This window comes from Streptomyces sp. NPDC051452, from assembly GCF_044454765.1.
Classification (GTDB): domain Bacteria; phylum Actinomycetota; class Actinomycetes; order Streptomycetales; family Streptomycetaceae; genus Streptomyces.
In genome coordinates, this window is record NZ_JBITEB010000001.1 from 1,186,420 (window position 1) to 1,209,379 (window position 22,960).

The following is a 22,960-nucleotide window of genomic DNA, read 5'->3' on the forward strand; positions in this document are numbered from 1 at the left end:
GAAGCCCCCGGGCCCGGGGCACCGCTGCTGCGCCGCTGTCAGACATTGGGGACATGCAGCCTGTCCCAGCTCGACTTGCCGGGGATGCCGTTGGCGTCACCGTCGGAGAAGCCCAGCTTCTGTTGCCAGGCGGCGTAGGAGCTCACGTCACCCGCGCCCCACGCGTCGATGTCGCCGCCGGGCTGATACCGGTTGCAGCCTTCGGCCACGAGCCGACGGTGCATCGCGGCGATGACCGGCGATTTCTGTCCGGCGCGGAAGAAGGACGCGCCGGGGAACGGCTCGAACGCCGGCCGCGCGGTGTGCACGCGGCCCGGCTGGCCCGGCTGTCCGGGCACGAACGCGGGCCAGGACCCGGGATCGAGGTGGTCGTTCTCCGGGACATGGGCGTGCGCGTACCAGCCACCCTGGGAACTCCAGACGCCCGGCGAGCGGTCCGGGACGAAACCGGCCGGAGGACCCATGGGCCAGGTGTCCGGCACACCCCAGGACCGCACCCAGGCGTTGAGGTCGCTCCAGCCCTTGCAGGGGGTGTCGCCCAGTCTGGCGAACACGTGGCCGTCGACACGACAGTGCGGGAAGAACAGCGCCTCGATCTGGACGACGACCTTGCCGGCGCGGTTGGTCCGGGTGCCACCGGGCGGGTCGTCGAGCGACTTGCTCCGGGAGGTGGCAGGGAAGAACTGGGCGAACGCGCCGGTGAAGGGATCCCACAGGATATGCGGCGCCATGCCTTTGCCGCCCTGAGTGAAGAAGTCCTTGAGGCGGGCGAAGGGAACGAGATCCAGCGGGGCTCCCGCGGTGCACTTCCTGTCCGCCGTGATGTGCGCGATCGCCTTCGGCGGAAACGCCGGGTCACACGGCGCGTGATCGCCGAGGTCTGTCTTGATGGCCTGCGCCATCCATGCCTCAGGCATATCTCCAGAATGCCGAATTCGGCCGGATCTCGCCACCGGAGCCCGTTCGCGCCGTGGACTCCCGTCCGGAGGAACCCGGATGGTCATTCAGAGGATCACCACGGACGATGGTCTCGAGGCCGGCACACCACCGGTGTCCTGGTCCGCCCCGGAGTGCGGATGGTCCGCGACGGCACAGCGAGGTACGTACCGCAGGGAGCCGGCAGAGGCTCGTCAGACGGCGCTTCACCGGTCGAAGGAGACACCGCGTGGGTTCACTTGGCGCATATGGGCGCGGGCCGGCGGGACATGTGGAGGTGATCACTTGAGGCCTCCCCCCGCGTCCCGCGCCGGCGCACGCCTGCGGGCGCGAAGGAACGCGGCGTGCGGCAACCGGTCACCGGTGGCCATGGTAGTGATCCTGCTGGTCCTCATCATGACGGCTGCGCTGCTCGCTCGGTTCGGCATCGAAGACCTCAGCGATGCCCTGACCTATGCGGGCCGCATCACCGGTGCCGTCCTCATCCTGCTGGCGGGCACCTCGTTGTTGGGCGCCGTCGCGGTGGTGGACCACTGGTTGCGCAGGAGCTTCGCCCATTCGGGAGCGGTCGCGCTCATCGCCACGGTCATTGCGCTGTTGGCCAACGCCACGCTCCTGATCGAGACGTTCCAGGGCGGCGATTCCACCGTTTACCTGGTGCTGTGGGGCCTGCTCACAGCGGGTTCCGCATGGGCTGTCTTCGCGGTCTGGCGGACATCGGTCGTGATTCCCGCTCCGAAGCGGGTGGCCGCGGCGGTGATCGTCTCCTCGGCCATCGCGGTGGCCACCTTCGGTTACCAGTACCTCTACCAGCCGTATCAGCGCGGGGCCAAGCCTGTGGTCACGATGACCGTGGGGAAGCCGGTGCTGAATCGGGACCGCAAGGCATTCGCCGTGCCGGTCGACATCCGTCTCGAGAACCACAGCGATGTCGGCTTCTACGTGCTCGGTACCGAGTTCCACGCCATGGGGGAGCGGGTGCCGCTGAGCGGGAGGGACCGGCTCCGCCAGCAGTGGCGTACCGATGCCAAGCAGTGGAGCAAATTGCAGGAGAAGCATCCGCTCTCCCGCACGGAGGCTTACCAGCCGGGTGAGTTGGTGGCGGCGCAACCATGGGTGCCCGCCGGAGACTGGCTGGAGCCGGGCGATGCGTTCTCCACCCAATCACTTGTGAAGCTGCCCATCGACACGCCGTACGACCAGTTGGCGTTCTACGCCACCGCGAGCCTTGCGCGCAAGGACCGCCTCAGGGTGGACCAGATCTCAGATGACGGGTACTCCTGGTCCGGTGGCAAGGTGCCCCGGTGGATGAAGGAGAACCCGAGCCAGAAGGGTCTCGACGAGGTGATCTACCGCGGCAGGGTGTACGAGAGTAACGCGATCGCCTCACATACGATGGACCCCCGCTATCTCACTCTCTATTGGCAATTCGGCGCGAGCGGCGCGGGCCTCGTGGAAGCCATCACGCGAGACGGCGAGGAAGACCGCGAACTCAGCGACGCGGAATCGAGCGCGGTGGTGAGGCGGTACGGTCTCGTCAGGGCCCAAACAGGCCCGATCGAATGGACGCTGTGGGACGTCAAGAGCCGGCGATGACGGGCATCGTGGCCGCGTCGAGTGTGCGGGAGCGCTGCTGGTGGTCCAAACGCTCCAGCCAGACCACCAGCGCGAGAGAGGCGTTCAGACGATCCCAGGCGTATGAGTCCCCCATGCCGAGCCGCGCTTCCCGCACTGCCCGGCACAGCATCTCGATGTCGAACATCTCCGCGGTCAGCGGATGGACCGCGGAGCGGCAGAGGTCGATGAGTTCGTCGCCGTGTGTCCGCAGTCCGCGGGCGTAAAGCTCGTTGAAGGGGATCTTGACCATTCGGTCGCGCACTCCGGGCGGGAGCAGATCCGACATGGCCTCACGCAGAACCGCCTTCGGCCGGCCCGGACGGAACGTGGCTTCGACCGGGAGGCGGCGCATCGTGGCGATGACCTCCGGATCGAGGAAGGGGTGCGAGAGGAAGAACCCGTCCCGCGGTGCGCGGTACCAGGACAACGGGTCGGGAGCGGCGATGTAGTTGGCCGCGTCGTAGAACGACTGTTCCGGCTCGCGCCCGAACACGAAGCGGCTCTCCGCGATGCCGGCCTCACGGTAACCGTGAGCCCGCGCGAATCCGGGTCGCAACCAGCGGGGGCGGGTGAAGTCGCCGAGGCCGCCGAGCACTGTTCCACGGCGGCGGACGAGCGCGGTGACCCGCTCGACCGTCAGCGGAAGGGTCGGCTGCACGACGTGCGCCGAGACCACGTCCCGCAGGCCTCGCTCGCTGCTCGCGGCCCAGGCACGTGCCAGCGTCGTCATCTGCCGGAGCTGTCCTGTGCGGGCCAGTCTGTGCAGATGGAACGGGTTGGCGTCCGCGATCGGATCGGCCCCGCAGCCGGTCACCAGGGTGTCGCAGCCCAGTTCCGCCGCGGCGGCATGAAGCCTGCTCCAGAACGGGGCGCGGAAGGCGTGCGCATGCGGCTCGTCCGGGTCACCCGCATGGTGCTGGAAGTCGTCGAAGTCGGCCACGTCGTCGGCGTCGACGATGACTGGGCGGGCCGCGGGTGCGAAGCGGCGGATCACCTCCACCGCCTCGTCGAGGTACGGCTGCTCCCCGGCCAGTTCACCCCTGCCGAAGCGCCCGGCGAGCAGGACGAGGTCCCCGCGGTGGCCCCGTCCCTCGGCAAGATGACGTGCCGCGAGCAACGCGACGCTGGTGGAGTCGGTGCCGCCGGAGACGTGGCATGCCGTCATCCTGCCCATACGGCGGCCGACAGCGTTCTCCAGTGCGAGACGCAGGTCCTTCGCCGCCTCGTCGAGGCGGGTTCCGGGTCCGTCCGCCGCCGGTACCGACGGGTCGTGCCCCTGACGGCCGCGTCGCGGCACCCGACCGCGCATCTGACCCGTGACCGAAAGCTCCACCACCTCGCCGGCGAGGACCCGGTGCACCCCGGCGAAAGGGGTGAGTTCCGAGTGCGGCTGCGCCAGGTTTCCGGTCAGGTACCGGCAGAAATAGCGACGCTCCAGCTCTTCCGCGCCACCCAGGCGGCGCGCCGAGGTACTCACCGCGCTCACGCGGCCGCCGGACTCCCTGAAGAACAGGGGGATACGTGCCTGCTCGTCCCGCATGAGCAGAATCCGGTCGCGGAACACCAGGACAGCCGCGTAGTCGCCGGTCGGTGGATGTGGTGTCGCTCCCGGTCCGCCGAAGTCGTCGAGGAGGCCGAGTGCGCCCGCGGTACGGTCGCGGACCGATCCGACCCAGCCGGCGACCACCGCGGTTCCGGCCGGTGAGGAGACCGTTGTCACCAGTCCCTGCCGTGCCATGGCCCCGGCTGCCCAGAGCTTCGGCACGTCACCGGCCCATTGGACGCGGAGCGCTTCCACCTCACCGCCCTCCGCCGTCGATCGAGAGTACCGGAGTGAACGCGTGACCGCGCGGATCGGCGTCAGGGATGCACAGGCCGGTCGAGGAGGTCCAGGCGTGCAAGGCGAACGGATGCTCGCGGACACCGATATGCAGCACGGCCCGCACACCGCGCCGCCGCAGCAGGACGAAGGCCGTCACGGCCTCCGTCTTGCAGTCGTCGTTGACGAGCCAACTTCTACGGCTGTGTGCTTGCACTGCTCGTTTCAGCCGTGCGACGTCCTTCTCGCAGGCCTGGTCCGCACGGGCGTATTCCGGGGCCGCCAACGACAGGAGCCGAAGGACGCGCCCGAATCCCAAGGTCCTGATGAGCAGGTGCACTCCGCGCAGCCAGAGCCCGACCTCGATGTCCGAGTGTTCCTTCCGGCGAGCCGTCGCACACCCGGCACGAATGAGGCCGGTGAGGAGTTCGGTGCGTTCCTCGGAGCTTCCGTCGGCGAACTTCTGAATGTCTGCCGACGTCATGCCGAGAAAACGCGTCCGCCTCCAGTCCGCGATCAGCGCTCCGCCGGACATCCCCGTGACACGGCAATGCGGTGACAGGATCCGCGCCACGACTGCCAGGGCCTCGGCGTCCTTCGCCACCGCACACTCTCCAGGGTCGGCCTGCCGCGGGGACTCCGGGGCAGGCCAGGGCCGACTTGTGGGCGGTGTCAGGACTGGTGCCCGTGACCGTCGTAGAAGCCGCCGCTGACACCCCGGATCAGGCGGCCGTTGCCGAGGAGGACAAGTCCACGCGGCATACGACGCCGCAGCAGTCGGAGAAACATCACCAACCTCCAGGATTCGTAAGCTTTAGTCATGTTCAGGCTACTCTGCCCTGAATGTCACGCAACCTCTCATCCGGGCCACGGTTCGGTGGGGCGAACGGTGTCGAACGCGAGCCCGCTGGAGCTCTCCCCGGTACCGGGGGCCTTCTCCCTGCGCACCCAGCTGTGCCACGAACCGTCGAACCAGCGGGCCAGCACCGGTCGGCGGGTCACGCTCACCCCATCGCGCGGCACCTCCTCCTCGTGCACCCACATTCCGGACGCGATCAACCGGCCCTCCGGGTGTGAGTCGAGGCCGGGACCGGTCAGCTCGGCCAGCCTGAACCGGATCTCCGCGGTCCGGACTTGTTCCGGTACCAACGGGAACCAGTAGTCCGGCACCACGCCCTGCACCCCGTACGCCGGCAGCTCGCCGGTCACGACCGGCTCGGCCGCCGCGAGCCGTGCCCAACGGTCCCGGCGGTCCATCCGCTCACCGCGGTCGTCGGTGTAGTCGCGCTGCACGGCCCAAGCCAGGTTCGCCAGTTCGTCGCGGGCCAGCACCACATGCTCCAGCGGCTCTCCCGCCTGACCGCGCTCGGCGGGCAGCATCAGCAGCCCGGACGCCGCCGGGTGGTCCGGGTCCGGGCCGTGCAGGGTGAACATCGACCAGGACGGGTCGTTCCGGCCGGCGCGTTTGACCAGGTGGTGGCGGCCGAACACGTCGCGTACCAGCAGCTGGTCCAGCACGGTCAGCGAGCCCGTCGGCACTTCCAGCGGCACCAGGAACCAGTCGTTGCCGTAGACCGTGGCGAACGAGATCAGCAGCAGCCGGCCGGTGTCCAGCGTGGACACGTCCGCCGAGCCCAGGTCGACGCGCGCGTCCTCCATCTCCCAGAACCGGTCGGCCGGCAGCCCGCCGTAGCGCACCGTCGAAGGCAGCCCCTCGTCGGTGAACGTGTGGGGCGGCGCCGGCTGAGCCGCCTGGACATCGGGGTCGGGGTGCACGTCGAGGCCGTACCAGTCCAGCCCGTCGCCCTGGTACTCCTCGGCGCGCAGCACCGCGCCGCCGGTGGACAGCTCAGCGGCGTACTCGAATCGGTGCGGGTCGAAGCAGTCCGGGCCGCGTTCGGCCAGCTGCTCGGCCCACCAGCGCCGCCAGCGGCCGGCCACCTCGCCGAGCTTCGGGTCCGGTCCGGTGGCGAAGGTGCCCGCGTCCAGCGCTGCCGCCACCGACGCCGCGTCCGGCACCCTGCCGTCAAGCAGACCGACAAGACTCGCGTCGGGCTCGCCGGCCCGGAGCTGGTGTGCTGCCAGCGCCGCGATGGCGGCGGTGAGCAGTCCCGCGTCGTCGGCCATCCTCAGGAGCGCGGCCCCGCCCTCGGCGCGCAGCCGCTCGTCGACGTGCACCGGCTCGTCCTCGACCTGGATGTCCAGTGGCCCCAGGCGCGGGTCGTAAGGCACCCAGTCCGCCGCCCCGGCCGGGCGCCAGGCGTCGATCGGCGCACTGCTGCCTGTCATCCGGACCACGGCGGGGGAGCCGGCGTCCTGGGCGGCGAACTCTCCGAACTGCCACTGCCGGGTGAGCAGCCACAACGGGTCGTGCACCCGGGCGGCCAGGCCGGCCTCCACGTCGCCGGTGCGGTGCCCGGGCTCCAGACGGAACGGGCCGTTCGGATCGGTCCTCGGCCGACGGGTCTCGATCCTGGAAAGCACCTGCCCGGTCGCACCCCGCGGGGAGAGACGGACAGCGGGGATCAGATCGTCCAGCAGCGGCAGATCCGCGAGGTCGACGGCGCGCAGCTTGGCCAGTTCCATGGTCTCCCGGAGCACCTGGACGAGGCCGTCCGACGTCCAGCCGCGATCCAGGTCCGGGGGAACCGCGATGAGCATGCCGTGCGGAGCCTTGGCGTCCGGCCGGTCGTAGTGGAAGGCGACGCCGGTCAGTTCGGTCTCCGGCGTGGCGTCGGCCGGGGCGGCCGGGTCGGCGGCCGGGCGCAACTGGTCCGAACCAGGTAGCAGTTCGATCCATTCGTCGAACAGCAGGCCGGTGACGGCCGCACCGGGTGCGGCGTCGGCCGGGGCGTGCCAGACCAGGTGGGCGTTGGCCTGTGGGCGCTTCCCGCCCGGGAAGGCGCCGCCGATCCAGGGGTCGGCCGCGCCGGGCGGATCCTGTGCCGCGCGCAACCGTTCCACCCTCCCGGCCCGGGCCCCCGCCAGCCATAGCGTCTCGTGCAGGGTACGGACCACCGGCCGCACTGCCGCGTTGCGCCGCAACCAGTCCTCGAGGTCGGCGCCGGACAGGTCGCCGCGGCCGACCGGTGCGGGGCCGGCGAGCTCTGGCAGCAGGGGTACGTCCGCACCGAGCACCTCGGCCAGCGCCGTCCGTGCCCGGGACAGCCAGCCCTCGGCCCCGCCCGGCCCGGGCGGACCCGAGGCAAGTACGCGCAGTTCCGACGCGCCGGGTTGCGCGGCGACCAGCGGGTCGGCCGCGAAGATCGCCAGTCGGCCCTGTGGACCAGTGATGTCGACCGGGCGGCTGTCCGGCTGCTCGGACAGGTGCGCCGGCAACAGCGGCTGGGCGGTGGCCAGAAGCGCCCGGATCCGGGCCGCCCTGCCGCGCAGACCGGTCCAGCCGGGACCGGTGAAAACCACCGGTGTGCCCGGTGCGGCGCCTCGGGCATCCAGGACCGCGCGGCGTAGCCGGGCCTGTTCGGCGCCCGTCGCGTCCAGCACGGTGCTCAGCGCACCCAAACCGAGCCGGTCGGCCGTGAGCTCGAATGCCTGGCCGCCGCCCTGCGGACCCCCGCCACTGCCCTGCGGCTCCCCGCCACCGCCCTGGCCGTCGACCCGGTCCGTCTCCTGCCCGCCCAGTACGCCGGTCAGAGTCCAGCCCGCCGCCGGGCCGAGCAGGTGCGCGACCCAGGCCTCCAAGGCCGGTTGCAGCGCGGCGACCGGATCATCGGGCCACCCGGTCGGCCCGGCCGGCTGGGCCGGAACCAGCGCGGCCAGTCGATGGGTCACCGCGCGGGCCCGGCGCGGTGTGCGCAGCACGTGGAACGTGTCCGGCACGTCCTCACCACGGCCGAGGGTGTCGGCGGTCAACCCCGCACGGATCGGGTTGCCTCCTACCAGCTGGTGCACACTCTCGGCCAGCACCAGGTCGCCCACCGCGTCCAGGGCGTCGGCGAGGTCGTCCAGCAGGGGCACGACCGCCGCTCGGTCGGCCGGAGGCACCACCGGTGCTCCGTCGATCACACTGGGCAGGTCGGCCGCACCGACACCGGCCCGCACCAGGGCCATCCCGTCGACGACGTTGCGGGCGGCGACGGCCTCCGTGCTGCGCGCCCACAACTGCGCGTCCGCACCCTGACCTTCGGGTTCGGGCACGACCGGGAGGGGGAACTGACGCCGGAAGCGTTCGACGAGATGGTCCAGCTCCGCGTCGTGCAGCGCCCGCTCGAACCGATAGCCCAACAGAGCGCCCAGGTTCTGCCCTTGGCGTACGGCGCCCAGCAGCCAACGGGCGATGCGGGCCCGGCGGGAGGTGACGTCGACCGCGTAGGTCTGTTCGCCGGGGTGGCCGAGGAAACCCGAGCGCAGTACCGCCGCGGTGGCCGCGTGCTGCAGCGACGGGGCGTGGATGTAGCCGTCCTGCGTGGACACCTCGACCGTGGTGGTCACGTCGTCCACCTTGACGTCGACCTGTTCCCGCGGCACTGGTGGGCGCAGGTTCTCCACCCAGCCATAGCAGCCGTACCGGATGCCGTCGACCCCGGATGCCCGCAGCTCGGCCAGCCGCCGCGACGCCAGCGAGGTGACCCAGGCGTCCAGCCGGTGGGAGTAGACGTCGATGACCTCCAGGAGCAGCTCGGGCAGCCGGGTCACCGGTACGGCGGCGAGTGCCCGTAGCGCCTGTTCCAGTCGGGGCAGCGCGCCTGCGGCACGGGTGGCGGCCGCGACTCGTGCCGCGCGATCGTGCTCGGACAGTCCCTCCAGCACGTCGGCCACGAGTTGGTCCACGTCACTGGTGACGGCCAGTGCCTGGCGAAGCGGGTCGTCCTCACCGTCGTCGCCGTCGAGCGTCCAGTTGGGCAGGAACAGCAGCGCGTCGAGCACGCCGCGGGCGTCCGGCGGATCCGTCACCGGGAACTCCGGCGGCGTCCCGTCGTCCCCGGGCGGCGGGGCGCCGTCTTCGGGCGGTGCGGCGCCGTCCGAGTTCGGCTGCCCGTCCGCGTCCGGCGCCTCGCCCCCGACGGTCGGCAAGTCGAAGAACGTACTGGGTCGGGGTGGCGTCTCCCGTCCCGAGGACAGCTCCACCGGCCACGCCCGGTCGTAGTCGGCGGCGGCCAACTCGCCGGCGAGGAAGGCGTGCACCGCGTGCAGATAGTCCGCCGTGGCCGACGCCCGTGCCGGGAAGCCGACCGGGTCCGGGGCGAGTCGGGCCACGAAATTGGGGATCCCGGTCGCTTCGTCCAGACCCGTGCCGAGATCGGTCCAACCGTCGGCGCTGGTGGTCCAACGCAGCACCCCGTCCGGAGGCAGGCCGGGCAGGCCCAGCTGGCCGGGAGGCTCGTCGCGTGCGGTCTTCGGCACGGCGAACTCGGGACCGTCCAGCCGGCGCATGGCCAAAGTGGTCGCCACCGGCAGCCGCTTCAACGCCTCCACCGCCACCTGATCGACCGGCTTGTCGGCCTGCACCCTGGGGATGGCGTCGTCCCTGTCGAGCACCGCGCGCCAGCGTTCCCGCAACCGCAGCAACCAGGGCGCGAGCAGGGCGTCCACGTCACCGTCGCGTCGAGCGCGCCACTCGCCCAGCGCGGTGACGGGCAGCACCCCGTACGGCTGGCGGCCGACCCGCAGCATCGGCAGTGGCCCACGGCTTCGGGCATGCTCGGCGAGATGGTCCCGCACCGCCCGCCACGGCCGAGCCGGGTCGGTGGCCACCACCTGCTGGGTGCCCAGGCTCAGATGGGACGCTGCCGCCTCGGCGAACCCTTTGCCCAGAGTCGGCCAGGTGAGCAGGGACAACGCCGCCACGGCCGACGGTTCCGCGTCGGCCGCGCCGGAGCAGCCGCGCAGGAATCCGGCGTCCGGCAGGCCGAGCGCGGCGGCCAGCGCGTCGGCCGCCGGCCGCTCACCGGCCGGCGGGTCCGGGTCCGGCCCCGGGAAGGCCGGGGCCGAGGACCAGCCTGAGCGGGCGCGCGGGGTGTTGTTGGTCGCGGTGCCGGACGGCAGCATGCCGAGTCCGCTAGCGAAGGTGTGGCCGATCAGTACGTCGCGCAGCCGGGCGGCGCCGTCGACCGCCGAGTCGTCGCGTACCCCGACGACCAGCAGTTCGTCCAGGTGGTCGGTGCCCTCGGCGAGGGTCAGCTCGACGCCCATGCCGGCCTTGAGCGCCTGGAACCAGTCGCTCTCCCAGCCCTCTTCATCAGCGCGCAGCAGGCCGACGGGCAACGGGTCGGGCACCGGATGGCCCAGCTTGTCCACCACCACCTGGCCGTCGATCAGACCGAGGAACCGCCAGCATTTCGGCATGGCGACCACCCGCTGCCGACGTTCGTCCTGGCCTACGGGGCGCACCACCGGCGGCGGGGCGCCGGGCCGGCAGGCGCGGACCGCCCAGGCGGCGCGCGCCGGACGCAGCCGCGTGAGCACCTCATGCCAGGCGTCCGGGCTCGGGTCGCGCCAGTACTCGGTGCCGGCGGCTGCCTCGGCGGGGGTGAGCTCCGGGTCGAACTGGGGCAGCAGGATGTCGTCCGGGTAGACCCGCACCCGCAGCGTGCTCGGCTCCCACCAGATGGTCTCCACCCGCACCGGCAGAAGCGCGATCGGGGCGGTGTTGTCGTCGGGGAACAGCGCGGTGCCGGCGTCAAGGGCCTGAGCCAGCTCCTCCTCGGCACTGCCGACGGCGCTGTTCAGCGGGTCGGCCGCGCGTTGCAGCTCTGCCTGGGCCGCCTCGGCGGCGGTGAGCATCTCGGCGGTGGCGCGCTGGTCGCCGGCCTGGATGGCGTCCTGAAGCCGCCGTACCACCGCCTGCTGCTCGTCCGCGAGGGCCTGCGCGGCGTCCGCCTCGGTACGTGCTCGGTCCAGCTGCGTGCGGGCGGCGAACGCGTCGGTCATCTCCGGTGTGCTCCTGTCCTCGGCGCGATGAGTCAGCCGCCCAGCAGCGTGGTGGCCCGGAAGGCCAGCTGGAACGGCTGCTGGAAGGCGATTCGACCCATGTCGGCGGCGTCCCTGCCCCACACCGGCGGGTCCGCCGGCGCCAGTTCGCGCGGTGTGTCGGGCGGCGGGGCGAGGCGGACGCAATTGGCGGCGTCCACGGTGACGCCGCTCCAGGTGAGGTCGGCCCAGGTCTTCATACGGTCGGGCTGGTCGCCCGTGTCGAAACCGAACTGGGTACCGCGCATCGGTTCGCGGAACACGAAGAACCAGTCCTCGGCGCGGGCCCGCTGCTCGTCGATGCCGGCGAACAGGTAGAGCACGGTGGACTCGTCAAGAGCCAGCGGGGTGGCCGGCACCCCGCCGAACTCGGCGGGCAGCTTTCCGTTCTCGCCGCGTACCGCGAGCAGCGCGGTGCCGGGGAACCGGCGCAGCAGCTCACCGCGCACCAGCAGCGCCAGGTTGCCCTCGCTGTCGCTGCGCAGCCGGCTGCCCAGAGGGGCGTCCATCGGCCAGCGGGCGATCTCGTCGATGTCCGCGCCGTCGGTGGGCCAGAACCGTGCGAACGGCGTACCGCGCTGGTCGGTGGGGAACTCTCGCCACAGCAGCTCCCGGTTGAACTCGTGGTTGAGTCCGACCAGCAGGGCGGCGACGAACTCCGGATTGGTCTCCAGCAGCGTCACCGAGTCCGGCGGGAACGCGCCGATCCCGGGAATCGCCCACTCGGGCCAACGGGCCAGCAGCTCTTCGGCGATCGGCACGGTGAACTTCGGGTGCGCCATGATCGGCTGCAGCGGGCGCGCGTCGGCTTCGCTGCGCCGAGCCCAGGACTCGGCGGGGATGCGATCGGTCATCCGCATCAACTGCAGCCGCGACGGGGCGACCGCGGCGCGCAGCTCGCTCGGCAGACCGGCGCCGGGATCATGTTCGTCGATCACGTGAAAGTCGATGAGCCCCGCCTCGATGACCGTCTTGGGTGTTTCACCGTTCGGGGCGGCGCCGGCCGCGACACGGTCGGCACGGCGTGCCAGCGCGCCACCGCGGCGGAGCAGCCGGGCGAACGAGGTGCTGGCGGCTCCGGTCGGCACCGGGGACTTGGCCAGCATGGTGGTCAGCGTGGTCGCGGCTCCGACCGGCCCGGCGGCGGCGGCCGACAGCGGCATCCGGCTGCTCATCGGCGCCATCACGGTGACCAGATCGGTCACGCCCAACGGGGCCAGATGCTTGCGTTGGGCCTGCTCGGCAGTGGTGGCGGCCAGCTCGCTGACGGCCAGCAACCGGTTCGCCTGCCGGATCTCACCGACCTGTTCCCAGGCCCGGGCCATCAGGAACTCCTGCTCCAGCTGCACGTATCGGGCGCCGAGCGCCGCTGCCACTCGGCGCCGGACCTCCAGGTTGAGCGTGCTCATCCAGCTGCCCGGATCGGTCGGCACGGTCTGCTGACCCGTGTGATGGCTGCCGTAGAGCGGCGGGGCGACGGCGACGGTGTCCCGGTCATCCACCGGATTCCCGGCCGCGGCGCGGCGCTTGGCCGGCTCGTCCAGCCGTTCTCGGAGCAAGGTCCGGAATCGGTCCTGCTCGGTGGGGTCCGACCACGCCTCCGGCGCCGTTGCCCCGGGCGCCCGCAACGCACCGTCCAACGCCACGGTGGCCGGACCGGTTTGCGGCTCGGCGGGCCAGGGCCGGCTCACGTCGACGGTCCGGGTGCCGAGCCCGGCTCCGGTGGCCGGGCGGAAACGCAGCTGACGAGCCAGTTGCTCGAAGGTGCCCGCGTCTCCGGTGCGGAAGGTCCACCAGTGGTAGACGGGCAGATCGACGGTGGCGTTGCCGTCGATGGGCCAGGCATCCGCCGTGCCCGGTCCGACCAGGTCCGCGTTCAGGCCGGCGGCCCGGCCGGCCGCGGTGGCCGGCACCACGGCGGCGATCCAACCCCGGTTCGGGGCCAGCCTGCGCGGGCACAGCAGCCGCCCGACCACCTCGGCCGAGTGGTTGCGCACCCCCTGCGCGGCGAGGCCCTGCGCGACGCCCAGGTCGGTGACGTCGTCGGGGAGGCGGGCCTCCACGTGCGCCCAGGCCCACCGCTCGGCCAGCGGAGGCAGCACCGCGACCGGGGCGGTGAGCACCGGCAGCGGGGTCGAGGCGCGTGGTGGCGCCGCTTCGCTCTCGTCCAGCACGATCAGCACGATCCACGGCTGCGGGGTGGGCCCGGACGGTGTCGAGGCCTGCCCCGGGGACAGCAGCCAGGGCAGGTCGGCATGCGCCAACTCGACACCGGCCAGTACGTTCTCCGCCGCCGGGGCCGAGCCGGGCGACGGTTCCTCGCGCAGCACCATCGTCCGGTCGAAGCCGTACACGTCCCCCGGCCCGACCAGCGACAGCGTCGGTCCGGCCGCCGGCTCCTGCTCCTGCTTGCCGTCCATGTCGCGGGCGAACAGGACCGACGTCCGCAGCGCCTGACCCGTCGCCGAAGCCGCCGCACCGACCAGCGCCGAGGAGAAGAACCATCGCGTACTCATGCGTTACTCCCACTCAGGTCGCGCGATCCTGACGTGCGCCCCGGGTGCGTCGCCGGGCGGGCGCTCCGGAGAGGGCTCATGCGCGCCGCTCCCAGCTCTCGACGAGTTCGACGGGCGCGTGCGGGTCTCCGAGTCGTTCACGCACCGCCTCCCAGGCATTCGCGGTGGCGTTGACCAGAGAGACGTCGTCGAGGAGCGGTTTCAGGTTGTCGGCGGCGACCACGCTCAGGGTCGACGGGCGCACCCGCACGGCCGCCTCGGGCGTGCGCCACCGCTCCAGCCGCTCGGCGGCGCTCAGCCCGTACACCGCTTCATGGCGGAAATGCCCCGGCCAGTGGGAGAACTGCCGGGTCGGCAGGGGCGGCTCGTAGCCGGTCTCGTAGCCGTCGTCGACCTGGTGCCCCGCGCCGAGCCGGGTGGCGTCGGTGCCCACCCGCACCCCGCCGGCGTAGCTGACGAACGCGGGCGTGGAGAGCTGCTGGTCCTCGGTGAGATCGAAGAACTCGCCGGGCACGAACCGCTCGGGCACCGAGGAGAGATCGGTGGCGGCCCGCGGCACGCCGAGCGTGACCTCCTTGATCGTCCAATGCTGGACCGGTACCGGCCGGTGCTCGAACCGGGAGATCGGCACACCCAGCGGGACCACCTCCTGGCTGACCCGCAGTGTGGCGTCCGGGTGCACGATTTCCCCCTTGGCCAGCTTTTCGATCGCCGCGGGGGTGAAGACGAGCGCCGTGCGTTCGGCCGTCGGCCGTTGGACCGCCCAGGCCCTCGCCTGGCCGATGGCGGCGCGCAGCGGTCCGAGCGGATCACGCCCGGACGGCTGCGCGACCGCCGGCGGGGAGCCCCAGCGGACGTCGAAGTCCAGAGCGACATCCCAGAACAGCACCGAGATGCTGCCGGTGCCGAACGCATGCCAAGGCGCCGGGCCCTCGAGGGTGAAGTCCAGGCCGACGCTGGCCAGCCGGCGGCCGAACGCACGCACGGCCACCCCGGCTCGCACCTGCACCGCGAACGCGAACGGGTCGAGGACGAACAGCGCGTCCAGCCCGAGCCAGCCCTGTACACCACAGCCGGCGATCATCGCATCCAGCTGCACTTGACCGCCGAACATCACCGCGTTGGAGGTGACCGCGAAGTAGGCCTCCATGCGCAGCCCGAAACCGCCGCCCGGAGCCAGGTCGACCTGTAGCCGCCGCAGCGCGGGCACCCCGGTGGGGCGGGTGTAACGAGGGTGGAAGCCGCCGGCGGACAGTACGAACTCCGGTTGCCGACCGCCGCGCACCAGCAGGTACATCTCGCCGCGCACGGCCAGTCCGACGATCCACGACCCGGCCAGCGACACCAGCAGCTCGACCACCGGGACGGCGGGGTCGATCCGGCCGAGCACACTGGCCTGCAGCCGGATCAGCGGTAGCACCGGGTCGGGCAGGCCGACCAGTAGCCGTCCCACCAGCACCGCGCGCACGGGGGCGGGCAGTTCCAGGATCAGTGCGCCGGACAGCGACACCATCCGGCCGCCCCAGGTGATGCGCACCATCGGCCCGACCAGCAGCCGTCCGGGGGCCACCGGGAACACCGCGCCCATCGACCCGATGATCTCCCCAGCGCGCTCCGCCGCGTGGTCGGGGAAGAGCACTCGGTCGGCATTGCCGTCGCAGACCAGCTGCTGTAGCTCGGTGACGTCCACGTGCCGGTTGACGCCGACCAGCCCGCCGACCGCGTCCAGTGCGAACCCCAGTCCCAGCTCGATGCCGGGATCCGGGAACCGGGCGGCGAGCAGTACCAGGAAGCTGGTCGGCGTGCTCCCTGCCGGAGGCCGGAACAGGGCGATGGCCTGCAGTTGCAGCACGCCCAGGTCGATCGAGATCAGCCCGGCGTAGCCCTGGTCCGGGGTGCGCCGGACCAGGCCGCCGCCGGACACCGGCGGAAGGTTGAGCTCGGTGCCGATGCCGTCCGGGAACAGCTCGCGCAGTCGGCGCGGATCGATGCCCGGCGGCGTCGCGGGGGACAGCACCACCGGCAGGTCGATTCCGGCCCGCTCCAGAAAGACGCGCAGGGGCAGCCCAGGCAGCCCGGCCGTGACCGACATGGACAGGGCCAGCCGCGGCCCATCACCGTCGGAGGTCAGTTCCAGACCGATGTCTCCGGTGCGCACCCCCGGTGCGTTCAGCCGCAGCGGCAGCGCGGCCCGAAGCGCGCCGTTGCCGGCGAAGCGCAGCCCACCGGCCCGGTCCGCCCGGACGGTGACGCTGACCGGACCGGAACCGTCGGCCATCGGGTCGGCCCCGCCGACGCCGAGCAGCTTGGCCAACGCCGTCGGCAGGATGGCCGCAGTGATCTCGCGCAGCTCGATCTCGACGGCCGGCGGCGTCGCCGGGTCCGCGGTCACGGTGAGCCCGATGCCATTGACACTGATCCCGGGCCCGTCGGTCATGCCGGCGGCCAGCCGGCCGGTGCGCTGGAGCCGGATCGTCGCGGTGCCGCCAGGGGGCGTGGGCGGCAGGCCGGGACCGAACGCGGCGTCCCAGCCGGTCGGTGCGACGATCGTCGCCTGCGCACTCCACGGTCCAGTGACCACAGGCGGCATGGTCAGGGCCGACCCCGAGGTGACCACCACGTCGAACACCGGGCCGCCCGGGGTCACCCCGAGCACGGCGCGCCCGGCCGCCGCGCCGGACGGGTCGGTGAGCACCAGCGCCACCCCGAGGGGCGCCCCGGCCGCCCGCCGCCAGCCGTGCAGCCGGACCGGCGAGTTGGCGTCCAGGTCGCCGAGCATTTCCCGTACGAGCTCCACCAGCGAGTTCCCCGCCGGCAGCCGGTCGTGCACCGCGAGCAGCCGCCCGGCCAGTACGGTGCCGGTCGCCGACGGCTCGTCGCCGAGCTCGGGCAGCTGATGGATCAGATTCTCCACCGCGTCCTGGGTCAGCGCGCGCAGTTGGTCGGCTACCTGCCTCAGGAGTTCCTGCGGGTCCATGCCGCCTCACCCGCGTCCGAGTTCGCCGTTGTCGATCACGAGCGCGTGCCCGAAGCAGCCGATCCCCAGCCAGCGGCCGTCCGGGCTGAACTCCATCGCCAGCACCTCATCGGTGGTCACCGTGTAGTGCTCCTTGCCGTCCGGATTGAACAGGCGCACCAGGTTGTCGGTGGAGGCGCTGGCCGCCACCTTGCCGTTCGGGCCGAACGCCACATGCGTGACGGCGCCGATCTCCGGGGCGGGGGCATCGACGGCCAGCGTGGGCGCCCGGCCGTTCTCCACTCCGGACTCCGCTTCCCGCACCCGGGCGAAACCGTCCGAGCCGCCGACCACGGTCCACCGGCCCTTCGGGTCGAACGCCAGGCAGGACGGGGCGGTGAACCGGGGTGAGTCCGGGTTGTCGCCCGCGTCCTCGGTCTGCCACAACTGCGCCCCGCCGACCGCCTCGAACATCCGGGTGGTGTCGTCGGCGGCGCAGCAGAGCACCTGGGAGGCGTCCGGGCTGAATGCGACCGCGAGCACCGCGTTGTCCGGGGTCAGCCGTCCGAGTTCGGTCCCGGTGGCCAGCTCCAGCACCCGCGCGGACCCGGCGAACCGGTGGTCGCCGCCGTGGCGTTCGTCGATGGCCAGTGCGATCCGGGCGCCGTCCCGGCTCAGGTCGATGCCGGAGATCAGCGGGGTGTCGACGGTCATCCGCCGCACGGACGCTCCGGTCGCACCGTCGAGCACGGCGACCAGCGCGTCGGTGGTCGCGACCACCTTGCCGTCCGGACTGAACCGCACGGTGTTCACCGAGTTGCCCGGCTCGAGCGGCCCCTGCCAGATCACCGCCCCGGTCGAACTGGAGCGCACGAACAAGGATTCGAAGTCGGCCACCGCGAGCGCGGCTCCATCCGGGCTGAACGCGATGCTGGACACGGCCCCCTGGCTGGGCGCGTCCAGTGGGACGCCGGTGCCGACCGAGCGCACCCGTAGTACGGAGCCGCTGCCGCCGCTCGCGAACCGGGTGCTGTCCGGGCTGAATGCGATCGCCTGGGCCGAGCCGTCGTGTTCGACGGTCAGGGCCACGGTACCCGGCTGGCTCATGTTCAGTTCCTCCTTGTGCCGAGCCGTCCCTGACCGACCGGCAGCGAAACATCGAAAACCGCGCTCTGGCCGCGCACCGTCACTGTCACTGTCGTCGAGGCGAAATTGCCCGCATCTCCCTCGGTGACCTTTTTGTCACGCATTGTAATCAATGTACAGCGGCCGCGCTCGGAGCCGTCACTGTTCGGTGCTCGTCGACGTGAGGTCGCGGAAGGCGCTGTCCGCGCGGGGGTGCGTACCGACGTGGCGATCGCGAGGGAATCGGCCGGCGGTGGAATTCATCCGTTTGGCCAGCCTTCCGGAGGCTTTTCGCCTCTGATGATGAGAAAATACGATGGAAAGGCTTTCCAGGGCTGGGCGACGGTCCCATGGAATCGGCAGCGACCTCCATGGATCCACCGGGGCCGGCGGCGCGGAGGAGAAGAGCGTGGCGGAGCCGACAGGTGACATGGGTCAGAACAAGGCGATCGTGGCTGACCGAAGCCTTCAGACAACCCGGGCCTGGGCCGGCTTCCTGGTCATCCTGCTCGGCGATGTGACGATCACGGTTGCTGCGATCTGGGGCGTGACCAGCGCGGACAAGACGCAGGCCGTGGCGATTCTCACCAGCGCCTTCACCGCGGTCAGCGCGATGACCACGGCGTACTTCGGCATCAGGGCGGCTACCAATACCGCCCAGTCGTCCATGGAGACCGCAACGCCGCCGCAGCCCTGAAGCGGACCGTCCGCGCGGAGTCATTGAGCGTGACTACATCCGATCGCGCCGACCGACAGGCCAGGACGTGCCCGGGCAGGGAAGGGGACGCACCGGCCTTCGGCGCTGATCGACGGTCTGCCCCCGACGATGGCGGGGCCGACTTCGTCGTGCGGCCGGTGCGGGGATCGCGGGCGTAGACGTCTAACTGCCGCCCGGGCGGCTCGCCCCGCAAAGGGCGACCCGGCGAGTCCCGACGTACGGGTCGGCATACCTGGCCCAATAGAAGCGGCCCCCCGCAGAGTGACCTGACCGGCTTCGGCCTGGACGAGGCCCATCCGCCGGTACCGCCCGGTATCACTCTGGCGGAGTACCGCACGTGCTGCGCTGCGGCCGGTCTCGCCTTCGTCGACCGCTTCCACCGTCAGTGAGTCAGGGCATTGCGGAGTCGATCACTTCCCGTTATCGTCACCTAGACGTTAATGGGAGGGGTGAGGACGGCATGTCCGTCTCGCAGGCGCTCGACAGCTTGGTCGCGCCACTGAACCACCAGGTGTTCCAACTCGGCCAGGACGCGGTCACCTGGGCCGAACTGCTCGGCTTCGCCACCGGAGCCGTATGCGTGTGGCTGTGCGTACGGGTGAGTGTGTGGAACTTCCCCGTGGGCATCGCCAACAACCTGTTCTTCCTCGTGCTGTTCTGGAGCGCCCGCCTCTACGCCGACGCCTGGCTCCAGGTCGTCTACGTCGTCCTCGCCGCCTACGGCTGGCTGATATGGCTGCGCGGCGGGGAGCGGCGCTCGCGTCGTCGCATGGGTCACGCGTCCGCGTCCACGCTGCTCGTCCTGTCGGCGCTGGTGATTCCGGCCACTTGGGGGCTGACGGTGCTGCTGACCCGTGCGCACGACATCGCGCCCTTCTGGGACGCGCTGACCACGGCGCTGTCGCTGGCCGCACAGTGGCTGCTCAACTGCAAACAGATCGAGAACTGGTGGTTCTGGATCGTCGCCGACCTCGTCTACATCCCGCTCTACTTCGTCAAAGCACTGGACCTCACCGGCATCGTCTACCTGCTGTTCCTGGCCATGTGCCTGACCGGGTGGCGCTCTTGGCGACGCGACCTGGCAGCTGCCGCCCGGCCCTCTTCCGGGGAAAGCGCCTCGGAGCAGGTGGTGGCCGCATGAGCTCGTCCTTCGCCCACGGGCTGGTCATCGGCAAGTTCTATCCGCCGCACTCCGGCCACCACTTCCTGATCCGCTCCGCCGCCGACGCCTGTGCGCGCGTCACCGTCGTCGTGATGGCGGCCGGTCACGAGTCGATACCTCTTCGGGAACGCGTCGCCTGGATCCGCGAACACTGGGCCGACGAGCCCCATGTCACCGTCGTCGGTATCACCGACGACCTGCCGGTCGACTACGACAGCGAAGCGGCCTGGGCCGGTCATGTCGCCCTGATGCGCGAGGCCCTGGCCGCCGCCCCGCCCGCCCCCGACGTGGACGCGGTCTTCAGCTCCGAGCCCTACGGCGCCGAACTCGCCCGCCGGTTCGACGCCGCACCGGTCCTGCTGGATCTCGGCCGCGACACGTTCGCCGTCTCCGGGACCAAGGTCAGGGCGGACCCCGTCGCCCACTGGGAGGAGATCGAACCGCCGGTGCGCGCCTGGCTGGCCCGCCGGGTCGTCGTCCTCGGCGCGGAGTCCACCGGCACGACCACGCTCTCCCGAGACCTCGCCACCGCCCTGCGCGCCCGCGGCGGTCCGCACGCGCTCATCCGCTGGGTACCCGAGTACGGACGCGAACTGACGGTCGCCAAGCTCGCCTCTGCCCGCGCCCTCGCTCGCCCCGACGAGCCGCAGCCGACCGTGTCCGACCTGGAGTGGGACGACACCGACTTCGAGCTGGTCGCCCGCCGCCAGAACCAGAGCGAGCAGCGGGCGGCCCGCGCCGGCGGGCCGGTGCTCGTGTGCGACACCGACGCGCTGGCCACCACCGTCTGGCAGGAGCGCTACCGCGGCCGCGCCACCGACCCCGTCCGGGAAGCGGCCGCGGCCATGCCACCCCGCGCCTTGTACCTGCTCACCTCCGACGAGGGCGTTCCCTTCGAGGACGACGGCCTGCGCGACGGCGAACATGTGCGTCCCTGGATGACCGCCCGCTTCCGCGACGTCCTCACCGACGCGGGCGTCCCGTGGCTCGAACTCCACGGGGACCGCCCTACACGCCTCGCCCGCGCGCTCGGCGCCGTCGACCAGCTCCTGGCCGACGGTTGGGAGCTGGCGGATCCCCTCGGCTGACGAGTAACCGTGTGAAGCGCGCCGGTTCATTCGGGGGAGTGGTGACAACGGGGGAACGATGCAGGGCGGCGCGTATAGCCTTCTGGTTCTTCTGCTCGCTCTGATCCCCTTCGGTGCGGGTTTCGCGCTAAGGCGCTGTGGTGGATCGCGGTGATCGTGCTCATCGTGTGGCTGCTCGGCTTCGTCGTCCGTACGGCGGACAGCGGCGGCCGCAAGGGCCGCTGGTACCGCTGGTAGACGCATCACACCCGGCGCGAGCAGCGCGCCTTGCCGGCGCGGCCCTCGACCGTTCAACGTGGGGCAGCGCGAGCGGCGGCACAGGCTGACCCACCTTCGGCCGAACGGGCCGACGCGCTGTGCCGCCCTGCCCCGACGGCCGGAGACTCACTCAGGAAGAGTGAGCCACCGATCGGCGTGTCCCGAAGATCGAACTGCCGCACACGCTGCGATATTCGCAGAGGAGTCGACATGAAGGCGCCGATTGAAGGAGGAGCCATGGTGCGGGTCGGGCTGTTGGTCCGGGTACAGGCGAAACCGGGCAAGGAAGCGGAAGTGGCACAGTTCCTGACGGACGCGCGGGCGATCGTCGACCAGGAACCCGACACCCGCGCCTGGTTCGCCGTCCAGTTCGACGCGTCCACGTTCGGGATCTTCGACGTGTTCCCCGACGACGCGGGTCGACAGGCACACCTGGCCGGAGGCGTGGGCACGGCGCTGGGGGAGCGGGCAGCGGAGCTGTTCACCGTGTCGCCCGCGATCGAGAAAGTCGACGTACTCGCATCGAAGCTCCCGACATGACCCCGGAGGGATCGGCAGAACCGGAGAGGTGACGCAGCGAACGGACGGCCGGACTCGTCGCCGCGTACGGCGCGGGAGCCCTCGCTTGCGCCACACAGCCGGCGCCCCGATCGCCCGGGGGCCGGTGGTCTCCTCCGGGCGACCAGACGAGTGCCGAGGCGAGTTCAGTGAACGCCACGGCCTGTGGCGCTCGCTGGGCCGGTCCGCACAGTTGTAGGGGAGACGTCGGCGGGGTCTTCTGCTGGTGTCGCAGCGACGGCCTCATGACCGGGTCTCGTTGCGGTGCGACAGCCGGTCGATCGCGCGAACCGTGGCGTCGCGGGCTTTCGCCACCCGGTCCAGCTCCGCGCTGTGCTCTGCGATCGCGGCCTGTTCGTAGGCCGACTCGACCGCGAACCAGACTCCTACGAGGTTGGTGCGCGCCTTACAGGCGACGTCCGCACGCGCCTGGGCGATCTCGCCGCGGGACGGGGTCGCGCCGTTCGACGAGGGCACCTCGTCCATGGGGGTGGTCATTCGGAAGCCCCGGGCGTTCATGCACGCCGACCATGCCGAGAAGACCTTCGTGACCCGGGGATCGGACATGGACCGTTGGAAGCCGTCGGCCTTTATGCTGGTGACGATTCCGTCCGTATCGGTGCCTGGCCCCTGCGAAGCCCCGGCGCCGAGCAGCCGCTCGGCCTCGCCCAGGCAGCCGCCCCTGGGGACCGGCCGGCCACGGTACGAGGTGAGGGGCGTGCCCGAGCTGTCCACCCCCGTGAGGACACTTCGGGCCGCCGCCGAGAGGGACGGAGGCTTGACCGCCTTCGCCGCGGCGACCCCGGAGGGCTCGGGGGCGGGGGTGTGGTAACCCCAGGTCCGGGCTTCCGCGGCATCGGTGAGCCCGTACCGCCGGTACAGCACGGTGTACGCGTCCAGCGCCTCCCGCTGCGCCACCGAACCTGCCGGCAGGCGGGCCGCCGCGGGATACGGCACGGACAACCTCCGCACGCACGCCCGTACGGCCGCGTCGTCCACCGCGTCGTATTCCAGGGCCTGCCGCGGGGTCAACATGTAGCGCTCCACGGGCAGATGAAGGTGCTCCACCCCGACGATCCGCGGAATCGCGCCCACCGCGGGTGGTGCGGTCTGATGGGACGGCCGGGCCGAGCAGGCGCTCAGGGCCGCCAGCACCAGCGCGCCGCCGGCGAGTGCGACGCGTCGTGGCAGCCGTCGACGCGGTGTGCGTCGTACACGCTGTGCTGGTCGTGCGGGGGCGGGTGCGGAGACGTACGCCATGGCCATCGCTTTCTCGG

Annotated in this window: 14 protein-coding genes and 2 pseudogenes; 7 read left to right on the forward strand and 9 right to left on the reverse strand. The window is 71.6% G+C overall.

What is annotated here, in order from left to right:
• Nucleotides 1-38: 38 nt before the first annotated feature.
• On the reverse strand, nt 39-917 hold the full coding sequence (locus ACIBA9_RS05075) for a peptidoglycan-binding protein (protein ID WP_399359915.1): 879 nt from the start codon (nt 915-917) through the stop codon (nt 39-41).
• A gap of 388 nt (nt 918-1,305) precedes the next feature.
• Here ACIBA9_RS05075 and ACIBA9_RS05080 point away from each other — a divergent pair, with 388 nt between their 5' ends.
• A complete protein-coding gene (locus ACIBA9_RS05080) occupies nt 1,306-2,532 on the forward strand; it encodes a hypothetical protein (protein WP_399359916.1) in 1,227 nt (408 codons plus the stop codon).
• Here ACIBA9_RS05080 and ACIBA9_RS05085 read toward each other — a convergent pair.
• The 7 genes from ACIBA9_RS05085 to ACIBA9_RS05115 form a co-directional block, all read right to left on the reverse strand.
• On the reverse strand, nt 2,516-4,291 hold the full coding sequence (locus tag ACIBA9_RS05085; RefSeq protein ID WP_399359917.1) for an asparagine synthase-related protein: 1,776 nt from the start codon (nt 4,289-4,291) through the stop codon (nt 2,516-2,518). The genes ACIBA9_RS05080 and ACIBA9_RS05085 overlap by 17 nt on opposite strands.
• 61 nt (nt 4,292-4,352) lie before the next feature.
• Nucleotides 4,353-4,976: a lasso peptide biosynthesis B2 protein gene (locus tag ACIBA9_RS05090; RefSeq protein WP_399359918.1), complete on the reverse strand. Its 624-nt coding sequence runs from the start codon at nt 4,974-4,976 to the stop codon at nt 4,353-4,355.
• A gap of 254 nt (nt 4,977-5,230) precedes the next feature.
• The gene (locus ACIBA9_RS05095) at nt 5,231-11,263 is read right to left on the reverse strand and encodes a hypothetical protein (RefSeq protein WP_399359919.1); all 6,033 of its coding nucleotides are present in this window, start codon (nt 11,261-11,263) and stop codon (nt 5,231-5,233) included.
• Between the two features lie 32 nt (nt 11,264-11,295).
• Nucleotides 11,296-13,818, reverse strand: coding sequence for a hypothetical protein (locus tag ACIBA9_RS05100; protein WP_399359920.1), 2,523 nt, complete (start codon nt 13,816-13,818; stop codon nt 11,296-11,298).
• A gap of 76 nt (nt 13,819-13,894) precedes the next feature.
• On the reverse strand, nt 13,895-16,795 hold the full coding sequence (locus ACIBA9_RS05105; protein WP_399359921.1) for a DUF6603 domain-containing protein: 2,901 nt from the start codon (nt 16,793-16,795) through the stop codon (nt 13,895-13,897).
• Between the two features lie 6 nt (nt 16,796-16,801).
• Nucleotides 16,802-17,881, reverse strand: coding sequence for a WD40 repeat domain-containing protein (locus ACIBA9_RS05110; protein WP_399359923.1), 1,080 nt, complete (start codon nt 17,879-17,881; stop codon nt 16,802-16,804).
• Between the two features lie 2 nt (nt 17,882-17,883).
• Nucleotides 17,884-18,024, reverse strand: coding sequence for a hypothetical protein (locus tag ACIBA9_RS05115; protein ID WP_399359924.1), 141 nt, complete (start codon nt 18,022-18,024; stop codon nt 17,884-17,886).
• A gap of 284 nt (nt 18,025-18,308) precedes the next feature.
• Here ACIBA9_RS05115 and ACIBA9_RS05120 point away from each other — a divergent pair, with 284 nt between their 5' ends.
• The 6 genes and pseudogenes from ACIBA9_RS05120 (at nt 18,309) to ACIBA9_RS05145 (ending at nt 21,665) form a co-directional block, all read left to right on the forward strand.
• Nucleotides 18,309-18,596, forward strand: a complete 288-nt coding sequence (locus ACIBA9_RS05120; RefSeq protein WP_399359925.1) for a hypothetical protein — start codon at nt 18,309-18,311, stop codon at nt 18,594-18,596.
• Nucleotides 18,597-18,883: 287 nt separating this feature from the next.
• Nucleotides 18,884-19,006 (forward strand): annotated as a pseudogene (locus ACIBA9_RS05125) (SAM-dependent methyltransferase); the annotation flags it as partial.
• A 71-nt stretch (nt 19,007-19,077) separates the two neighbouring features.
• On the forward strand, nt 19,078-19,758 hold the full coding sequence (gene pnuC, locus ACIBA9_RS05130) for a nicotinamide riboside transporter PnuC (protein ID WP_399359926.1): 681 nt from the start codon (nt 19,078-19,080) through the stop codon (nt 19,756-19,758).
• Nucleotides 19,755-20,867, forward strand: a complete 1,113-nt coding sequence (locus ACIBA9_RS05135) for an AAA family ATPase (protein WP_399359927.1) — start codon at nt 19,755-19,757, stop codon at nt 20,865-20,867. Before pnuC ends, ACIBA9_RS05135 begins: the two co-directional genes overlap by 4 nt.
• A 58-nt stretch (nt 20,868-20,925) precedes the next feature.
• A pseudogene (locus ACIBA9_RS05140) lies at nt 20,926-21,104 on the forward strand (hydrophobic protein).
• A 258-nt stretch (nt 21,105-21,362) separates the two neighbouring features.
• Nucleotides 21,363-21,665, forward strand: coding sequence for a putative quinol monooxygenase (locus ACIBA9_RS05145; RefSeq protein WP_399360019.1), 303 nt, complete (start codon nt 21,363-21,365; stop codon nt 21,663-21,665).
• Between the two features lie 261 nt (nt 21,666-21,926).
• Here ACIBA9_RS05145 and ACIBA9_RS05150 read toward each other — a convergent pair whose 3' ends face one another.
• Nucleotides 21,927-22,943, reverse strand: a complete 1,017-nt coding sequence (locus ACIBA9_RS05150; RefSeq protein WP_399359928.1) for a hypothetical protein — start codon at nt 22,941-22,943, stop codon at nt 21,927-21,929.
• Nucleotides 22,944-22,960: the final 17 nt, after the last annotated feature.